Below are 16,493 nucleotides of genomic sequence, written 5' to 3' on the forward strand. Positions count from 1 at the left end.
AAAAATTACATAAAGAAAAAATCCAAAAACCAACCCCCAACCCGACGGGGATATACAAGGAGGCTGGCCCAGTCAGAAGATTTTAAACAATACGCCCAAACAACTTATGTTATTTACAATGACGCCGCTAAAAGGAAAAGCGCCATCCGGCATACACCAACCGTGCCACACATACGGCACAACACGGCCAAAACAAATAAAATCAACCAACAAAAAAGTACATTGGCACACTATTGAGTTCTCAAACATCATCCGCACACCACAACAAAAATTAACCAAACGTTAACCCTCTTGCAGCGGCCCGAACAACACTACCCAACAAGCTCAACCAAAGTCAAACCCGCCGAACAACCATTGCCCGAACATCTACCACCAGTTAACCTCCCGGCTACCTCGCGGCGACCTCGATAAATATACGCACACCCCCAACAAACAACAAATCCCCAGTTCAACCGTGGGATTGAACCGGGGAAACGTCGCCAAGCACGGCGCCTTAGTAGAGCTCTTCCTCCTGAGTGCGCTCGATCGTGGCGCCCAAGGCCTGGAGATTCTCCACAAAGTTGGGATAGCCGCGATCAATGTGGAAGACATCGTGCACGGTGGTCGTCTCATCCGCACACAGTGCAGAGAGCACCAACCCGGCGCCTGCGCGGATATCGGAACTCCAGATATGCGTCGAAGACAGACGCTCCTGCCCGCGGATGACTACGTGGTGTCCATCAACTTGGGCATCGGCGCCAAGGCGGAGCATCTCATCGACGAAACGGAAGCGCGATTCGAAGACATTCTCCGTAATGATGGAGGTGCCTTCCGCCACGGCGGAAAGACCAATAGCAATAGGCTGAAGATCCGTAGGGAAACCGGGGTACGGCAGGGTTTGATAATCCACGGCGCTCGGGCGACCGTCCATGCGCACCCGGAAACCGTTCACATAGTCCTCAATGTCAGCGCCGGCAGACTTGAGCTTTTCCAGCGGCAGGTGCAGGTGCTTAGGAGCAATGCCACCCACCGTAATATCACCGCGAGTCATCACAGCAGCATAGGCCCAGGTACCCGCAACGATGCGGTCGCCGATAACCTCGTGCTCTGTTGGTTGCAGCTTGTCCACTCCCCGAATGGTGATGGTGGATGTCCCCTCCCCAGAGATATCGGCTCCCATCTCCTTGAGCATCGTGCACAAGTCGACGATCTCCGGTTCGCGGGCGGCATTGTGGAGTTGAGTTTCACCATCAGCAAGCACGGCGGCGGTAAGAATGTTCTCCGTCGCGCCGACGGAAGGGAAATCAAGCCGGATATTTGCCCCGTGGAGACGATCAGCTTCCGCCACCACAGCACCGTGTTCGATGCGTGTGCGCGCACCCATCTTCTCCAGCCCGGACTGGTGCATATCCAAGGGGCGGGAACCGATGGCGTCACCGCCTGGCAATGCCACCTTCGCGTGACCGCAGCGCGCGGTCAACGGTCCCAGCACACACACGGAAGCGCGGAATTGACGCACCGCATCGAAGTCCGCGTTGGAGTGCAGCTCGGCCGGGGTGGTGATGCGCACGGTGTGGCCATCAATCTCCACGGTGCAGCCAAGGCCCTCAAGGACCTTTCGCATTAGAGGGACATCGAGAATCTCAGGACAGTTGGTCAGCGTGGTGGTGCCCTCCGCCAACAGTGCCGCAGCCATCAGCTTCAGCACACTGTTTTTAGCACCGTCAACCTTGACGGTGCCCTGCAGGCGCGCCCCACCGGAGACAATAAATTGGTCTTTCACGCCCACCCAACTTACCTACAATCAGGGCAACGCGCCTATACGACGGGCCGCATTAACCGCCTCATAGCGAGTATGCGCACCCAATTTGCGCATGACAGAACGCAGATAGGACTTCACAGTTTCGGCACCAATGCCCATCTCCTCGGCAGCCTCAACGTTGGTATGGCCAAGGGCGACGCAAGAAAGAACATCGAGTTCGCGCGCGGACAGCTTGGTGGACTGCTTCACACGGACCGGAGAGACCATCTGATCACACAGTGCCTCAAGCTCCTTGCGAAGGTCTTCATCATTGACGCGGTTAGCCAGCATCCGCAGCTTGGAGTGCGTCGAGCGCACCTGCTCCCATTCGGCACCGTTCATCACATGGCCGCGCGCAGCACCACCCTTACCACCATCGGCCCGGCGCAGTGCGGAATTAACCGCCAAATCCTGCTCGAGGCAGCGGGCAGTCATGGTGACCTCCTCGATCACCTTGTCACCCAAGCGCACCGGCGAATGAACACCGACATAGAGGACTCCACGGATCTCACGCTGAACGGTAACTGGGACCGCCACGATGGAGTGCAGGCCTTCGTCTTGAATATAGCGGTCATTCTCATGGCTAATCGTGGTAGCGCGGGTGTAATCGGAAACACCAACCGCGCGGCGAGTACTAACAACGCGCCCGCCGACGCCCACGTTCGCGTCAATCACCAAGTTCTGCAAAGCCGGGGTCCGCAGACCTACCCACTGGGTAATCTGCAGGCGATTATCCGGCAGCAAGGTTCCGTACATCGTGACGGGGATTCCCGTTGCAGTCTTCAGCGACGAGAGCGCTGCGCGTACGGCTTCGTCGTCATCCTTGAGTCGGTGCGGCTCCATGAGACTCTCTCTTACTCGGGGGTAACCAGCAGGTGCACCCACATTCCCCGCCTGAAACGGGGGTAGGTGAACACTATTTGCGAAGTATAACCGGCCGACGGGGGTAATTCTAAATCACGGCCCACCCTTCTCCTCCACCCCGAATCCCACATACGATGCCCGAATGCTCGGTTCAGAATTTATATACCACTCTGTCTACCGTTGGGGTGTAAGGTGTCTGCTGTACATCAGAAGTTATTTTCAAGGAGTCCACATCGTGGCTGTATATGACAACATTCTCGAGACCATCGGCGGCACCCCGCTCGTCCGCCTCAACCGCCTAACCGAAGGCCTCGGCGCTGAGGTCCTCGTGAAGGTTGAGTCCTTCAACCCCGCAAATTCCGTCAAGGATCGCATCGCCAAGGCGATTGTCGACACCGCCGTAGAATCCGGCGAGCTGAAGCCAGGCGGCACCATCGTCGAGGCCACTTCCGGCAACACCGGTATCGGCTTGGCACTCGTCGGCGCCGCCCAAGGTTACAAGGTCATCCTCACCATGCCGGAGACCATGTCCAACGAGCGCAAGGTTCTGCTGCGCGCTTATGGAGCAGAGATCGTCCTCACCCCGGGCGCTGCGGGCATGAAGGGCGCTGTAGAGAAGGCCAACGAGATTATCGCCGAAACCCCCAATGCCATCCTGGCTTCCCAGTTCGCCAACGAAGCCAACCCAAAGATCCACGAGGCAACCACCGGTCCTGAAATCTGGGAGGACGCCGAGGGCAAGGTTGACGCCTTCGTGGCTGGCGTCGGAACCGGCGGCACCGTCACCGGTGTTGGTCGCTACCTGCGCTCTCAGAACCCGGATACCTACCTCGTAGCCGTAGAGCCCTCCGATTCCCCTGTTCTGTCCGAGGGCAAGGCTGGCCCGCACAAGATTCAGGGCATCGGCGCTAACTTCGTCCCAGAGGTTTTGGACCGTGAGATCCTCAACGAGGTTCTTACCGCAACCACCGAAGAGTCCGTGTCCACCGCCCGCAAGCTGGCTACCGAAGAAGGCCTGCTCGTTGGTATTTCCTCCGGCGCCAACGTCTCTGCAGCACTCAAGCTGGCCGCTCGTGACGAGTTTAAGGGCAAGACCATCGTCGTTGTCGCCCCGGACTTTGGTGAGCGCTACGTCTCCACCATTCTCTTCGAGGACATCCGCGAAGCTTAAGGAATAGTCAACATGGCTCTCCGCGGGACGTCGCCAAGCACGGCTCCGTGATGAGCCTCCGAATAAAAGCGCCCTCTGTGCTAGGGGGCGCTTTTTCTTTCTGGATAGGATGGTTCGCATGCACATCTTGAAGATGATTCGTGAAGACCTCGCCAACGCGCGCGAGCATGACCCGGCCGCGCGCGGCGACGTCGAGAATGCCGTGGTCTATTCCGGCCTCCACGCTATTTGGGCGCACCGCATCGCCCACCGCATGTGGAAGCATGGTTGGCGCGGCCCCGCACGTATCCTGGCACAAGTAAACCGCTTCTTCACCGGTATTGAGATCCACCCTGGTGCCACCATCGGCCGCCGTTTCTTCATTGACCACGGCATGGGCATCGTTATTGGTGAAACCGCCGAAATCGGCGATGGCGTGATGCTCTACCACGGGGTCACGCTCGGCGGCCAGGTGCTCACGCAGACCAAGCGCCACCCAACGATCGGGGACAACGTGACCATCGGTGCCGGCGCCAAGGTACTAGGCCCCATCACCATCGGCGAAGGCTCCGCAGTAGGCGCTAACGCCGTGGTGACGAAGGATGTGCCCGCTAATCACACCGCTACGGGTATTCCGGCTAAGAACCGTCCTCGCAAGAAGAATGAGCGCATCAAGCTGGTGGACCCGGACTACTACATCTAAGAGCCCCAGAGCCTGTCCTTAGAGGCTGCCCTCACGCTTAGTCAGACGCTGGTATTCAGGGTTCTTCTCAATAAACCGCGCTACGGCACTGCACGTTGGGATGACTTGGCGGCCTACCGTCGAGTCATCATCCAACGCCGCCTTAATGAGCGGCTTGGACAGGCCTTGGCCTTGAAAGGCCTCAGAGATTTCCGTGTGCGTGAACTCGCGCGTGGCTGCGGAGTCACTGTATTCGGCAAAACCCGCTTCCTCGCCATCGACGGTAATAACGAAGCGGGATTGATCGGTTTGGTGCGCAACAGAAGTAGTCATGCCGCCCATTAAACCAAAAAATGCACCAAAAAAGCCCCCTCCAAAAATGGAGGGGGCTATCTTGTGGCCAGAGCCAGGATCGAACTGGCGACCCCACACTTTTCAGGCGTGTGCTCTACCGACTGAGCTATCTGGCCAGAAGCCACTAGGACTTCGGCGACCCTGACGGGACTTGAACCCGCGACCTCCGCCGTGACAGGGCGGCGCGCTAACCAACTGCGCCACAGGGCCATTTTTAGTTTTCTCTTGTGCGCTGGGCACGAATAAGTACTCTACACACAGCTAGATAAGCACAGCAAATCAGCACGTCAGACTCAGTTTTACCGTGCACTAGACCTCGGTATACAGCCCACCCCACAGCACCTAGACCTATAAGCTTTCCCGCTCCACCGGCGGCATGCGCCAGCAGGGGCTTAAGGGACATTTCGTGTGGATAAACCGATACGGATTCCTGGGGCAGCCTGGGATAATGCGGTGATCTTGATTTTGGATCGGTTCCAACGGCCCGATCTGTGAAATCAACACTGGATAGTCCTAGGTCTGTGATAGGAGGACTGCTGCTGGTGCGGTAAGGCCAATTCCTATGGCTAATAGGAATCGGCCGTCGTGTGACGTGTGCGGCCATGGACTGGTTAAGAACGGCAAGACCGCGGCAGGAACCCAACGCTGGCTATGTCCTAAATGCAACGTTTCATCGATTAATACCCGCGCACACGCCAGCGAGATTCGGCATTTCAAAATCTTTATTGACTGGATTCTCTCCGGCGAATCTGCAGACCATTTAGCCAAGCGCCTTGGGGTAACAAGGCGGACTTTGACCCGGTGGTTTAAGCTGCTGTGGTTTATCACCGTGCCCACTTCTTCTGACCCCTATCGTGTTTACGATCAGGTCTTTATCGACGGCACCTACTTTCACAAGAAATGCCTGTTGGTAGCCTGCACCAATACACACGTCATCGCCTGGCATTGGTGCCTGCGTGAAAGCTCATACGAGTACCTGAAACTGCTCGACAAAATCGCGCAACCACTCATCGTCACCACCGACGGGGCAGGCGGAGCGCTCAAGGCACTGCGCACTAAATGGCCCGACGTTGCCATTCAGCGCTGCCTAGTTCACGTCCAGCGCAACACTTTTGCTGATATCAGCCGCAACCCGATTCACCCAGCGCATAAAGCAATCCGGAAACTGGGCTACATGCTTGTCCAAGTACGCAACCGTGAAGATGCTGCGCGGTTTACAGCTGCAGTCCACCACACCCGCATTACCTTTGCTGATTGGCTTAAAGAGCGAACCTACCGCAGTGCTATACCGGCAGGCCAAGTACCGAAATGGGTCAGCCCCAACCAGAAATGGTGGTACACCCACCGCAACGCCCGCAGGGCTCTAAAACGGCTAGAAAAGCTCATCCACGCCGGACAATTATTTACCTTCCTTGACCCGCCTGAAGGTGTCACGCAAGACTTAAAAGCCACCACGAACCTGCTGGAAGGCGGCATCAACAAACAACTCAAAGACTTAGCCGGAAACCATCGTGGCATGTTCGATGAGCATCAGCGCATCACCATGGACTGGTGGCTCTACACCCACACCGAAGACCCTGTAGCGCCACTGGAGTTAGCCAAGCAACAAGACTTCGGACGCCAAGGAGAAAAAGCAGCACGCGCAGCCTGGGCAAGAGAAGAACTCACACGACGCGGCCACCCAGACGGGCGACCAGCCACATACGACATCCACATCGACAGCGAATGGAACCCCAGCTTAGGCATAAGAAAAGGCTGGGCCGGACGCTCCTAAATCCACACGAAATGTCCCTTAGTGCGACACGCCGCAAATCCACACGAAATGTCCCTTAAGCCCCAGCAGGATTAATCGCTGACGGAGACAAAACGACGCAAGCCCCGAGGCTTGTTTCTCTAACAATGCCTCGAGGCTTGAATATGGCGACCCTGACGGGACTTGAACCCGCGACCTCCGCCGTGACAGGGCGGCGCGCTAACCAACTGCGCCACAGGGCCATATATATTTACTTGTGTGCCAACACAAAGGTGTTGGTACCCCCAACGGGATTCGAACCCGTGCCGCCGCCGTGAAAGGGCGGTGTCCTAGGCCGCTAGACGATGGGGGCCCGTTGCCTTGAGGCAACTTTGTAAAAATATACTGGAGACATCCTTACTTAACCAAATCGCCCCGGCAGAAAGGTGAAAAACTATGACTGACCAGCGAGATACCTGTTCCTGCCATGAGCCGGGTGTACACGGCTACAACTCCAATGACGATCAAAAGGCGAAATACTTAGCGCGCCTCAAGCGCATCGAAGGGCAAACCCGCGGCATCCACCGCATGATCACCGAGGACCAATACTGCATTGACATCATCACGCAGATCTCGGCGGTAACCTCCGCGCTCGAGAATGTCTCCCTGGCGCTCTTGGAGGACCACATAGAACACTGCGTAGCGGGAGCAGCCGCAGAAGACGGGCAAGTAGCCACAGAGAAGCTCGAGGAGGCCATGCGGGCTATCAGGAAGCTCGTTAAGAGCTAGCCCTAACCCGGCCCTGCACGTGGGCCCCAAAACCAAAAAAGAGCCGCCCGAAGGCGGCTCTTTTTGTGGGCCCTGCGGGGCTCGAACCCGCGACCTGCGGATTAAAAGTCCGTAGCTCTACCAACTGAGCTAAAGGCCCAACGCCCAACCATCTTAGTAGGTCGCACTAAAGAAAACGAAATGGCCCTCACCTCCAGCGGAAAGGGCCACTACCTAGCAGAGATACGCAATTAGCCGCGCATGTCATCCTTCTCCATGAAGTTCACCTGGAAGTCAAAAGCGGTCTTCAGATCGTGCGGGGTGTGCTGGAACTTATTCGCCTTGGCACGCTCGAAGTACTCCTCCAGCAGCGGACGGTAGTCCGGGTGCGCCACGGCGATAACCTTCTCCACGCGCTCCTTCGGAGCCAGGCCACGCAGGTCCGCAACACCATACTCGGTGATGATGACCATGGTGTCGTGCTCAGTGTGGTCGGTGTGAGACACGAAAGGCACGATGGCGGAAATAGCGCCGCCCTTTGCCACCGACGGGGACACGAAGGTGGAGATGTAGGCGTTACGGGTGAAGTCACCCGAGCCGCCGGTACCGTTCATGATGCGGGAGCCGGAGACGTTGGTGGAGTTGATATTGCCGTAGATGTCGCCCTCAATCATGCCGTTGGAGGAGATCAGGCCAACGCGGCGGATAACCTCCGGGTGGTTGGACACCTGCTGTGGGCGCAGGATGATGTGCTTGGCGTAGCGCTCAGCCTCAGCGTTCATCTTGTCCGCATACTCCGGGGACAGGGCGAAGGAGGTAGCAGAGGCGACGGTCATCTTGCCGGCGTCGATAAGATCCAGCATGCCGTCCTGGATAACCTCGGTGTAGGCCTGAATGTTTTCGAACTTGGAATCCAGCAGGCCGGCCATCACTGCGTTCGGGACGTTGCCCACACCGGACTGCATGATGAACTTGTCATACTCCAGGCGTCCGGCAGCAACCTCGCCCTCGAGGAACTCAATGAAGTTCGCAGCGATCTTCTCAGAGACCTCATCCGGAGCCTTGAACGGAGCATTGCGGTCCGGGGCGTTGGTCTTGACTACAGCCACGACCTTCTCTTCCGGGATCTCAATGTAGGTGGTACCAACGCGGTCAGCCGGCTTGGTAATCGGGATCGGCTGACGGTTCGGCAGCTTCTCAATGCGGTAGATATCGTGCATGCCCTCGAGGTTGAGGGACTGCCACTCATTGATCTCAATGATGATCTTGTCGGCGGCCTCGATGTACTCGAGGTTGTTACCTACTGCGGAGGAGGGAACGATATTTCCCTTCTCATCGATACGCACGGCCTCAATAATGGCTACCTGGAAGTCACCGTAGAAACCTTCCTCCACCTGCTGGCCAGAGTGTGAGAGGTGAACATCCTGGTAGAGGGCGGAGCCATCGTTGAAGCGGCCGCGCAATGCCGGATCAGAGTTGTATGGGGAGCGGAAGCGAATGGCGTTTGCCTCAGCCAGGACGCCATCGCAGTCCGGGGCGGTAGAGGCACCGGAGAAGACGTCGATCTTGAATTCCTCCCCCGCCTCGTGGGCCGCCTTTGCCTTTTCCGCGATAGCGGTCGGCAGGGCCTTGGGGTAGCCAGCACCGGTAAAGCCGGAGATTCCCACACGATCACCGTGGTTGACGAACTGTGCGGCCTCGTCAGCGCTCATCACGAGCTTCTCAAACGGCGCGTATGCAATTCTCTCAGACATTAGTCCTCCTTTTATGTGCAGAAACGACCTACGTTACGGTCCTTTCCTATTAGTTACATGCACCACACTAGCGAATCAGTGGCGAATTTACCGCACTCTGCCCCAAACCGTGTGCACACCTCACTTTCCTCATCAGAATTTGCCACCCCAGGCTCTTTCCGCGCACAATTGGCGGCGTGACTCTTGCAATCGGAAAAATCCAGCTCAACTCCCCCGTTGTCCTCGCCCCCATGGCTGGCGTGACCAACGTGGCTTTTCGCGTGCTGTGCCGTGAGCAAGAGATTGAAAAGACCGGGACTGTCTCCGGGCTCTACGTGTGCGAAATGGTCACCGCTCGCGCCTTGGTCGAGCGCAACCCCAAGACCCTGCACATGACCACCTTCGCTCCCCAAGAACAGCCCCGCTCGCTGCAGCTGTACACCGTCGATCCGGAGTACACCTACAAGGCTGCCAAGATGATCGTGGATGAGAACTTGGCGGACCACATCGATATGAACTTTGGCTGCCCGGTCCCCAAGGTCACGCGCCGCGGCGGGGGTTCTGCCCTTCCTTATAAGCGCCGCCTGTTTGGCAACATCGTCTCCGCCGCAGTCAAGGCGACTGAGGGCACGGATATTCCAGTCACGGTGAAGATGCGCGTCGGCATTGATGAAGAGCACAAGACACACCTCGATGCCGGGCGTATCGCTGTGGCGGAAGGAGCCGCAGCAGTTGCTTTGCACGGGCGCACTGCCGCCCAGCGCTACTCCGGTCACGCCGACTGGGGCGAAATCGCCCGCTTGAAGGAGCACTTGGCAGACACAGGCATCCCAGTCTTGGGCAACGGCGATATCTTCAAGGCAACCGATGCGCACGACATGATGGAGCAAACTGGATGTGACGGCGTCGTGGTGGGCCGCGGCTGTTTGGGCCGCCCGTGGCTTTTTGCGGAACTCTCCGCCCACCTGCGGGGTGAACCAGTACCGGAAGAGCCCACGCTAGGCGAAGTCACGCGCATCATGCTCCGCCACGCAGAGCTTCTAGCCCAGCATGAGGGCGAGGCTCAAGCCAGCCGCGATATTCGCAAGCACATTGGCTGGTACCTGCGTGGTTTTCCCGTGGGCGGCCAGGTACGTGCGGGCCTTTCTCGCGTCAATTCCTTGGAGGATCTGCGCGAACTGCTGGCGCCGTGGGCCGACTCGCCTGCGCTTGCCGACGACGCCGATGGTGCCCGCGGCCGCCAGGGCTCACCCGCCAAGGTAGTCCTTCCCGAGGGTTGGCTCGATGATCCGGAGGATGCCACTGTGCCGGAAGGCGCGGAGATTATGCACTCCGGCGGCTAACCGCGATTATTCAAACTTGTTGTTCGACAGGCACTAGACCAATAGTTCAGCTAAAGTACGTGGCATGCGCGCTGCTTACCGTGAACAGTTGGATAATTTTTCTCATGATCTCATCATCATGAGCACGACCGTCCATAAGCTGATGGCCCTCGCCTCCCAGGCGTTAATCAAGGCCTCCCTGCAACCGGCTGAGGAGGCTGTGTCACTGCGCGATGAACTGGATGAGGTGCGCTCGCGGTGCGAAGACCGCGCGGTCTCCCTGCTAGCCTTGGAAAATCCGATGGCCAAGGATCTCCGCCAGGTCATCTCTTCCATCTATATTGTTGAAGACTTTTATCGCATGGGCCGCCTGTCCCAGCACATTGCAACGAGTGCCCGCCGCCGCCACCCCGAGCCAGTGGTACCAGCAGACATCATGGGCTACTTCGAGGAATATGCGCGCCTCGTTCTCGATATGTCCGCGGGGCTCAAGGACATCCTCATCACCCGCGATCCGGAGCTAGCCCTTCGGTTGACCGAAGATGATGATGCCGTCGATGACATCAACCATCACCTGCTGCGCATGCTGACCCAGCGGGAATGGAAAGGAACAGTGCGCCAGGCCGTGGAAACCTCGCAGCTATCGCGTTACTACGAGCGTTTCGCCGATCATTGTGCCGCCGCTGCCGGTCGCATTATTTATCTTGCAACGGGCCTGGACCCGGACCGCTATATGCGCAAGCGTGATCAGGAGCAACGCGAAGCCGAGCTAGAGGCCCGCATGGCAGAGCTGGAGCGCCAGTTCCATCACTAGATGAGGCTCATGCTCGAAATAGCTGCCGATCCACCGCTAGTAACACCTAGCTCATCCTGAAAACACAAAAGCCGGTGCCCACTCCTAGACCTTAAACAGTCGAGAGAGGGCGCCGGCTTTCGGCACTATGGCGCTATCGGTGTTTAGCCAAAGCGGCCGGAGATGTAATCCTCGGTGTCCTTCTTGGAGGGGTTCTCGAAGATCTTGGTGGTGTCATCAAACTCGACGAGGTGGCCCGGCTTTCCGGTGGCTTCTAGAGAGAAGAAACCGGTCTTATCGGACACACGGGCTGCCTGCTGCATGTTGTGGGTGACGATAACGATGGTGAAGTTTTCCTTCAGCTCGTGGATGAGGTCCTCAACAGCCAGGGTAGAAATCGGGTCAAGTGCCGAGCACGGCTCGTCCATGAGGACGACCTCCGGTTCCACGGCAATCGCACGGGCGATGCACAGACGCTGCTGCTGTCCACCGGACAGGCCGCCGCCCGGCTTATCCAGGCGGTCCTTAACCTCATCCCAGAGGTTGGCGCCGCGCAGAGACTTTTCGGCAACTTCCTTCAGTTTCTTCTTGTTCTTCTCGCCGGAGAGCTTCAGGCCGGCAACAACGTTGTCCTCGATAGACATCGTGGGGAACGGGTTAGCCTTCTGGAAAACCATGCCGATGGTGTTGCGAACGGATACCGGGTCAACCTTGGCGCCGTAAATATCTTGGCCGTCCAAGAGGACCTCGCCCTTGACATAGGCGCCGGGGATGACCTCGTGCATACGGTTCAAGGTGCGCAGAACGGTGGACTTACCGCAGCCGGAAGGGCCGATAAAGGCGGTCACGGCCTTCGCCGGAATTTGCATGTTGACGTTCTGCACGGCGTGGAAGTCGCCGTAGTAAATGTTCACGTCATTGAGCTCAAGCTTAGACATTAGGAGTTTCTCCTCTTAAGAATGTATGGCGGAATCGAGTGTTACGGCGATCTATTTCTTGACCGAGAACTTCGCGGAGATGACACGGGCCGCGATGTTAAGGACAGTGATAAGGATAACCAGCGTCAGCGCTGCACCCCAGAGCTTATCCAGGACAGCCGGTTGTGCGCCGGCCTTGTACATATCCAGCATCATCAGCGGTAGCGAGGACTGCGAGCCCTTGAACGCGTCCCAGTTGATGATGGAGGAGGAACCAACAAGGACCAGCACCGGAGAAGACTCACCCATCACACGCGCAACCGCGAGCATGATACCGGTAACGATGCCGGACAGGGCGGTCGGCAGGACGATGCGAGCAATGGTCTTCCACTTCGGAACGCCCAGTGCATAGGAGGCCTCACGCAGGTCCATCGGGACAACACGGAGCATCTCTTCGGTGTTGCGAACCACGATCGGAATCATCAGCAGCACCAAGGAAAGCGCCACGGCGAAGCCGGAGCGGCCAAAGCCGAAGAGCGTGATCCACATAGCGAAGATAAACAGCGCGGCAACGATGGACGGCACACCGGACAGGATGTCCACCATGAAGGTGGTGGTACGGGCGAGCCAGCCGCCCTTGGAATACTCCACCAAGTAGATAGCGGTAAAGATACCGATCGGGATGGAGATGATGGAGGCTAGGACGGTTTGGACGAAGGTACCAACGATGGCGTGAGCAGCACCGCCGCCCGCAACGCTGTTCATGACACCGCGCTGGGACGTGGTCCACCAATCGGCGCTGAAGATGATGCCGCTGCCGCGGGCAAAGAGTTCCCACAGAACCCAAACCAGAGGGATCATGGCGATAATCATGGCCACCCATACCACGACGGTGGCAATGGTGTTGGTGGCCTTTCGGGAAGCCGAAATATCAAGGAAGGTAGCGCCTGCGGAGGCAGGCTTGGCGTTTGTAGTAGTAGTCATTGTGTCCTCCTCCCTACTTCTTCTTCACGATGGTGCGGGCAATGGCGTTGACCACGAAGGTCAGCAAGAACAGCATGAGGCCGGCGGCGATGTAGGCACCTGCGCGCATCTCATTACCGAACTCTGCGGATGCCAAGGCGATGGCCATGGCGAAGGTCGTACCGCCGTCGAAGAGCGAGAAGCGGAAGTCCACGAGCGGGGAGACAACCATGTACAGAGCCATGGTCTCACCCAGTGCACGTCCAAGACCGAGCATGGAGCCGGCGATGTAACCGGACATACCGAAGGGGAGCACCGTCATCCGGATAACTTCCCAGCGGGTTGCGCCCAGCGCCAAGGCAGACTCAATCTGACCAGGAGGAGTTTGGACGAAGACCTCACGTGCCGTAGCGGCGATAATCGGAAGAATCATCACGGCCAGCACGATGCCACCGGTGAAGAGGTTACGGCCGGTAGCAAACGACGGCGAGTTATCAAAGACGGTGAAAAGGAAGAACCCACCAGCCCAGGACTCCAGCCACGAGTAGAAACCGGAGAGAGCTGGACCGAGGACCTGCCAGCCCCACAGACCATAAACAATGGACGGGACTGCAGCGAGCATGTCCACGAGGAAGCCCAGCGGCTTGACCAGACGTGCCGGCGCGTAGTTAGACAGGAAGATGGCAATCGCCAGTGCAACCGGCATAGCCAGCAGCAGGGCGAAGACGGAGATAAGAACCGTAGTGCCGAACATGGTCGGGATACCGAACTTCATCGCGGAAGTATCGCCAGTCTCCCAACGGCCACCGTAGGTGAAGAACCCCATGATGCCACCGTCGTTGACGCCCAGGGCTGGCACGGCACGCCACAGCAAGAAGCCCGCAATGGCAGCAATCATGACGGTGATCAACGTGGCCGAAGCAGAAGAAAGGAATTCGAAGACTCGGTCACCCGGGCGCTTAACTCCGCTGCTGGAGTTAGCCTTGGTAAGTTCTTCGGATCCGCCGGTAGAAGGCCGCTCAGCAGCGGAGACGGAAAGCTCCGTCTGCTCGGGCGCCGTGGTGAGATTATTGTCTGCCATGAGACGTTCTAATCCTTTTCAGCGTTAAGAATGGAGTTTGTCGTTACATACCTGCGCCCCCAAAGCGCGATTCGAGTGCGGCAGTGGGGGCGAAGAGTATTTAGCTTTGTTGAGCTCTAGCGCTTACTGCAGAGCGTCAACAGCAGCCTTCAGCTTGTCCAGGTGTGCACCCTCAACCGGGATGAAGCCCTGAGAAGCAAGCTGGTCATCTTGGTGATCCAGGACGGTGGTGAAGAAGGCCTTAACCAGAGCGGAGGTCTCCTCATCGTAACCAGCGGAGCAAACAATGTTGTAGGTGGTCAGGATGAGCGGGTATGCGCCCTCGTCGTCAGACGCGAACAGAGCGTCGGAGTCAACAACCATGTTGTGCTCGGACTCGGTCTCCTTGAACTCCAGGTTCTCCAGAGCAACGTTGACGGACTCGGTGTTCAGCTCAACCGGGCCGTGGCCGAAGTCGATCTTTGCCTTCTGAACGCCGTCTGCTTCCTTCTGGTCAGCGAAACCGGACTCAACGTAGGTGATAGCACCCTTGATGTTGGCAACCTGGTCAGCAACACCAGCGGAGCCGTTGGCGCCCTCACCAACTGCATCCGGGAACTGCTTGCCCTCGGTGTCCCAGTCGCCGGTAGCGGCCTTCAGGAACTTCTGGAAGTTGGCGGAGGTACCGGACTCATCAGAGCGGAAGATGACGGTGATGTCCTCGTCCGGCAGGTCGGTGCCTTCGTTGTCAGCGGCGATTGCCTCGTCGTTCCACTTGGTGATGTCACCCTTGAAGATCTTGGCCAGGGTCTCGGTGGAGAGGTTGATCTCGGTACCCTCGAGGTTGTAAGCGATAGCTACCGGACCGATGGTGGTCGGCAGGTGCCATGCCTCGTTGCCGCCACAGCGCTCAGCAGCAGCCTCAACCTCGCCTTCGTCTTCCTTCAGAGCGGAGTCGGAACCAGCGAAGTCGGCCTGGCCGTTGGTGAAGGCCTCAACGCCAGCGCCGGAGCCGGAAGCGTTGTAGGACAGGGAAGCGTTCGGATGATCCTCAGAGAATGCGGTCTGGAAGTAAGACATTGCATTCTGCTGGGAGGACGCGCCGTCACCGACGAGCTCGCCGGAGACGTCAGAGCCCTCGGAGCCGCCTTCAGCGGAGCCGGAGTCGTTGGACTCGGAGCAAGCGACGAGAGCGGTGGAGGTGGCGGCGACGATGCCGAAGATAGCGGCAGTGCGCTTGAAGTTGCGGATCACGGGAAACCTTTCCGGTACGGATACAAGAGAATGATTGTCCGAGTAAATCGCCCTCCGCCGTCCTCTTAAGGCGGGCACGATTAACTCACGGGAAGTAAAGCTATATCTGGTGGGTTAACCCCACAGGGATCAAGAGATGAACAATCGGTGAACTTGTACCACAAGGCGGTGAGGCTAGTCACTTTTCGCCCAGACGCAGTGTTCCTCTGCAATGGTGAAACCCAAACGCTCATAGGCCTTTACTGCAGGATCGTTGTCCGCCTCGACATATAAAATGACCTTGTCCGCGCCTTTTTCCACCATGCGCTGCAGCCCCGCAGTGAGCAGTGGCCCACCGAGCCCACGCCCGCGGTAGTCCTCACCCAGCCCCACAACATAGACCTCACCAAAGGCTGGGGTGCCCTCGGCATGCCATTTCAGCCAGTGGAAACCGGCCATTGCTGGGGCACTGTGCGCACCACCGTGCGAATCCCACAGGAATAGCACGTCGGCGGGATCAAACCATTCGGCTTCCATCCCGCGATGCAGACGCTCCAGGTCCCAGCCCCCTTGCTCCGGATGCCAGGAAAAAGACTCGTTGTTGGTGCGAACCCATTCCGCCTCGACATGTTCACGTCCGAAGCGCTCCACCGACTCGGTGTACGTGTGAATCTCTAGGCCGTCGACCGCTGCGGACGCTTCCTCCGCTGCGCGTAGGTCCTGGCCCTCAATAGCCATGACGAGCAGGCGCCTCACGACATCCATCTCATTACGTTTCGCCAGCGCCTGGGCGGCCGGGAGGTTGCCATGCGCCCAGATCTGGGGGGATGCCGGGAGGGCGTCGACAAGCGCCTGCCCTACCCCTCGCCCACGGTGTTCCACACCGACAAAGAGCTCCACTGTCTGCCCGTCGAGGGCAGCCACACCGAGCACCTCGTCGCCCTCGATAGAGAGCAGATGGCGGTGGCCCAGGCGGTCATCCCGCAGCCCGATAAGAAACTGTTCTGAGAAAGGCGCAACACCATCGTGTGTTTCGGCCGCTGCAGCAAGTTCCTCCACGCGCTGCGCGAGATCTAGATTCTGCGGCACAGTATTAGTCTCTATATTCATGCTTCCCACCCTACGTGCGGTAGTAATAGAGG

The 16,493-nt window shown here is 58.1% G+C and carries 15 protein-coding genes and 5 tRNA genes; 6 read left to right on the forward strand and 14 right to left on the reverse strand.

All coding sequences use genetic code 11. The features are described from left to right. Positions 1-493 precede the first annotated feature (493 nt). Both murA and ramA read right to left on the reverse strand, forming a co-directional pair. Complete coding sequence (murA, locus tag CAURIM_RS10705) at positions 494-1,762, reverse strand: UDP-N-acetylglucosamine 1-carboxyvinyltransferase (protein ID WP_201829159.1); 1,269 nt, start codon at positions 1,760-1,762, stop codon at positions 494-496. Positions 1,763-1,783: 21 nt separating this feature from the next. Then, positions 1,784-2,623 (reverse strand): acetate metabolism transcriptional regulator RamA, encoded by an 840-nt coding sequence (gene ramA / locus CAURIM_RS10710; protein WP_010189033.1) that lies wholly within the window; start codon positions 2,621-2,623, stop codon positions 1,784-1,786. Between the two features lie 253 nt (positions 2,624-2,876). Between ramA and cysK the strand changes: the two genes are divergently transcribed. After that, positions 2,877-3,815, forward strand: coding sequence for a cysteine synthase A (gene cysK / locus CAURIM_RS10715; RefSeq protein WP_290206601.1), 939 nt, complete (start codon positions 2,877-2,879; stop codon positions 3,813-3,815). 118 nt (positions 3,816-3,933) lie between these two features. Beyond that, positions 3,934-4,497: a serine O-acetyltransferase EpsC gene (epsC, locus tag CAURIM_RS10720; RefSeq protein ID WP_141740752.1), complete on the forward strand. Its 564-nt coding sequence runs from the start codon at positions 3,934-3,936 to the stop codon at positions 4,495-4,497. A gap of 18 nt (positions 4,498-4,515) precedes the next feature. Here epsC and CAURIM_RS10725 read toward each other — a convergent pair whose 3' ends face one another. The 3 genes from CAURIM_RS10725 to CAURIM_RS10735 form a co-directional block, all read right to left on the reverse strand. After that, on the reverse strand, positions 4,516-4,818 hold the full coding sequence (locus CAURIM_RS10725) for a GNAT family N-acetyltransferase (RefSeq protein WP_070645661.1): 303 nt from the start codon (positions 4,816-4,818) through the stop codon (positions 4,516-4,518). 55 nt (positions 4,819-4,873) lie between these two features. Next, positions 4,874-4,946: transfer RNA gene (locus CAURIM_RS10730), tRNA-Phe, on the reverse strand. A gap of 20 nt (positions 4,947-4,966) precedes the next feature. After that, positions 4,967-5,040 (reverse strand) — tRNA-Asp (locus CAURIM_RS10735). Between the two features lie 352 nt (positions 5,041-5,392). Here CAURIM_RS10735 and CAURIM_RS10740 point away from each other — a divergent pair. Beyond that, the gene (locus CAURIM_RS10740) at positions 5,393-6,604 is read left to right on the forward strand and encodes an IS1249 family transposase (protein WP_201828073.1); all 1,212 of its coding nucleotides are present in this window, start codon (positions 5,393-5,395) and stop codon (positions 6,602-6,604) included. A 144-nt stretch (positions 6,605-6,748) separates the two neighbouring features. Here the strand turns inward: CAURIM_RS10740 and CAURIM_RS10745 are convergent. Beyond that, positions 6,749-6,825 (reverse strand) — tRNA-Asp (locus CAURIM_RS10745). 34 nt (positions 6,826-6,859) lie between these two features. Beyond that, positions 6,860-6,935, reverse strand: a tRNA-Glu gene (locus CAURIM_RS10750). An 83-nt stretch (positions 6,936-7,018) separates the two neighbouring features. On the opposite strand from CAURIM_RS10750, the gene CAURIM_RS10755 reads away from it, so the two are divergent. After that, positions 7,019-7,351 carry a metal-sensitive transcriptional regulator gene (locus tag CAURIM_RS10755; RefSeq protein ID WP_070730075.1) on the forward strand — a complete coding sequence of 111 codons (333 nt, stop codon included), beginning with the start codon at positions 7,019-7,021 and terminating at the stop codon, positions 7,349-7,351. Between the two features lie 66 nt (positions 7,352-7,417). Here the strand turns inward: CAURIM_RS10755 and CAURIM_RS10760 are convergent. Beyond that, a tRNA-Lys gene (locus CAURIM_RS10760) sits at positions 7,418-7,490 on the reverse strand. 91 nt (positions 7,491-7,581) lie between these two features. Further along, a complete protein-coding gene (gene scpC / locus CAURIM_RS10765) occupies positions 7,582-9,084 on the reverse strand; it encodes a succinyl-CoA:acetate CoA-transferase ScpC (protein WP_201829157.1) in 1,503 nt (500 codons plus the stop codon). A gap of 176 nt (positions 9,085-9,260) precedes the next feature. Between scpC and dusB the strand changes: the two genes are divergently transcribed. Both dusB and phoU read left to right on the forward strand, forming a co-directional pair. Beyond that, positions 9,261-10,406, forward strand: coding sequence for a tRNA dihydrouridine synthase DusB (gene dusB / locus CAURIM_RS10770; RefSeq protein WP_070443854.1), 1,146 nt, complete (start codon positions 9,261-9,263; stop codon positions 10,404-10,406). Between the two features lie 64 nt (positions 10,407-10,470). Then, complete coding sequence (gene phoU / locus CAURIM_RS10775; RefSeq protein ID WP_070443858.1) at positions 10,471-11,199, forward strand: phosphate signaling complex protein PhoU; 729 nt, start codon at positions 10,471-10,473, stop codon at positions 11,197-11,199. Positions 11,200-11,342: 143 nt separating this feature from the next. On the opposite strand, the gene pstB is transcribed toward phoU, so the two are convergent. From pstB to mshD, 5 genes are all read right to left on the reverse strand, one after another. Further along, the gene (gene pstB, locus CAURIM_RS10780) at positions 11,343-12,116 is read right to left on the reverse strand and encodes a phosphate ABC transporter ATP-binding protein PstB (protein WP_201829155.1); all 774 of its coding nucleotides are present in this window, start codon (positions 12,114-12,116) and stop codon (positions 11,343-11,345) included. A gap of 51 nt (positions 12,117-12,167) precedes the next feature. Beyond that, positions 12,168-13,079, reverse strand: coding sequence for a phosphate ABC transporter permease PstA (pstA, locus tag CAURIM_RS10785; protein ID WP_201829153.1), 912 nt, complete (start codon positions 13,077-13,079; stop codon positions 12,168-12,170). 13 nt (positions 13,080-13,092) lie between these two features. Further along, the gene (gene pstC / locus CAURIM_RS10790) at positions 13,093-14,139 is read right to left on the reverse strand and encodes a phosphate ABC transporter permease subunit PstC (RefSeq protein ID WP_070443867.1); all 1,047 of its coding nucleotides are present in this window, start codon (positions 14,137-14,139) and stop codon (positions 13,093-13,095) included. 123 nt (positions 14,140-14,262) lie between these two features. Further along, the gene (pstS, locus tag CAURIM_RS10795) at positions 14,263-15,372 is read right to left on the reverse strand and encodes a phosphate ABC transporter substrate-binding protein PstS (protein WP_070710532.1); all 1,110 of its coding nucleotides are present in this window, start codon (positions 15,370-15,372) and stop codon (positions 14,263-14,265) included. A 174-nt stretch (positions 15,373-15,546) separates the two neighbouring features. Continuing rightward, entirely contained in the window at positions 15,547-16,461 is a 915-nt protein-coding gene (gene mshD / locus CAURIM_RS10800; protein WP_070710531.1) for a mycothiol synthase, read from the reverse strand. Positions 16,462-16,493 lie beyond the last annotated feature (32 nt).

This window comes from Corynebacterium aurimucosum (assembly GCF_030408555.1).
Classification (GTDB): Bacteria; Actinomycetota; Actinomycetes; order Mycobacteriales; family Mycobacteriaceae; genus Corynebacterium; species Corynebacterium aurimucosum.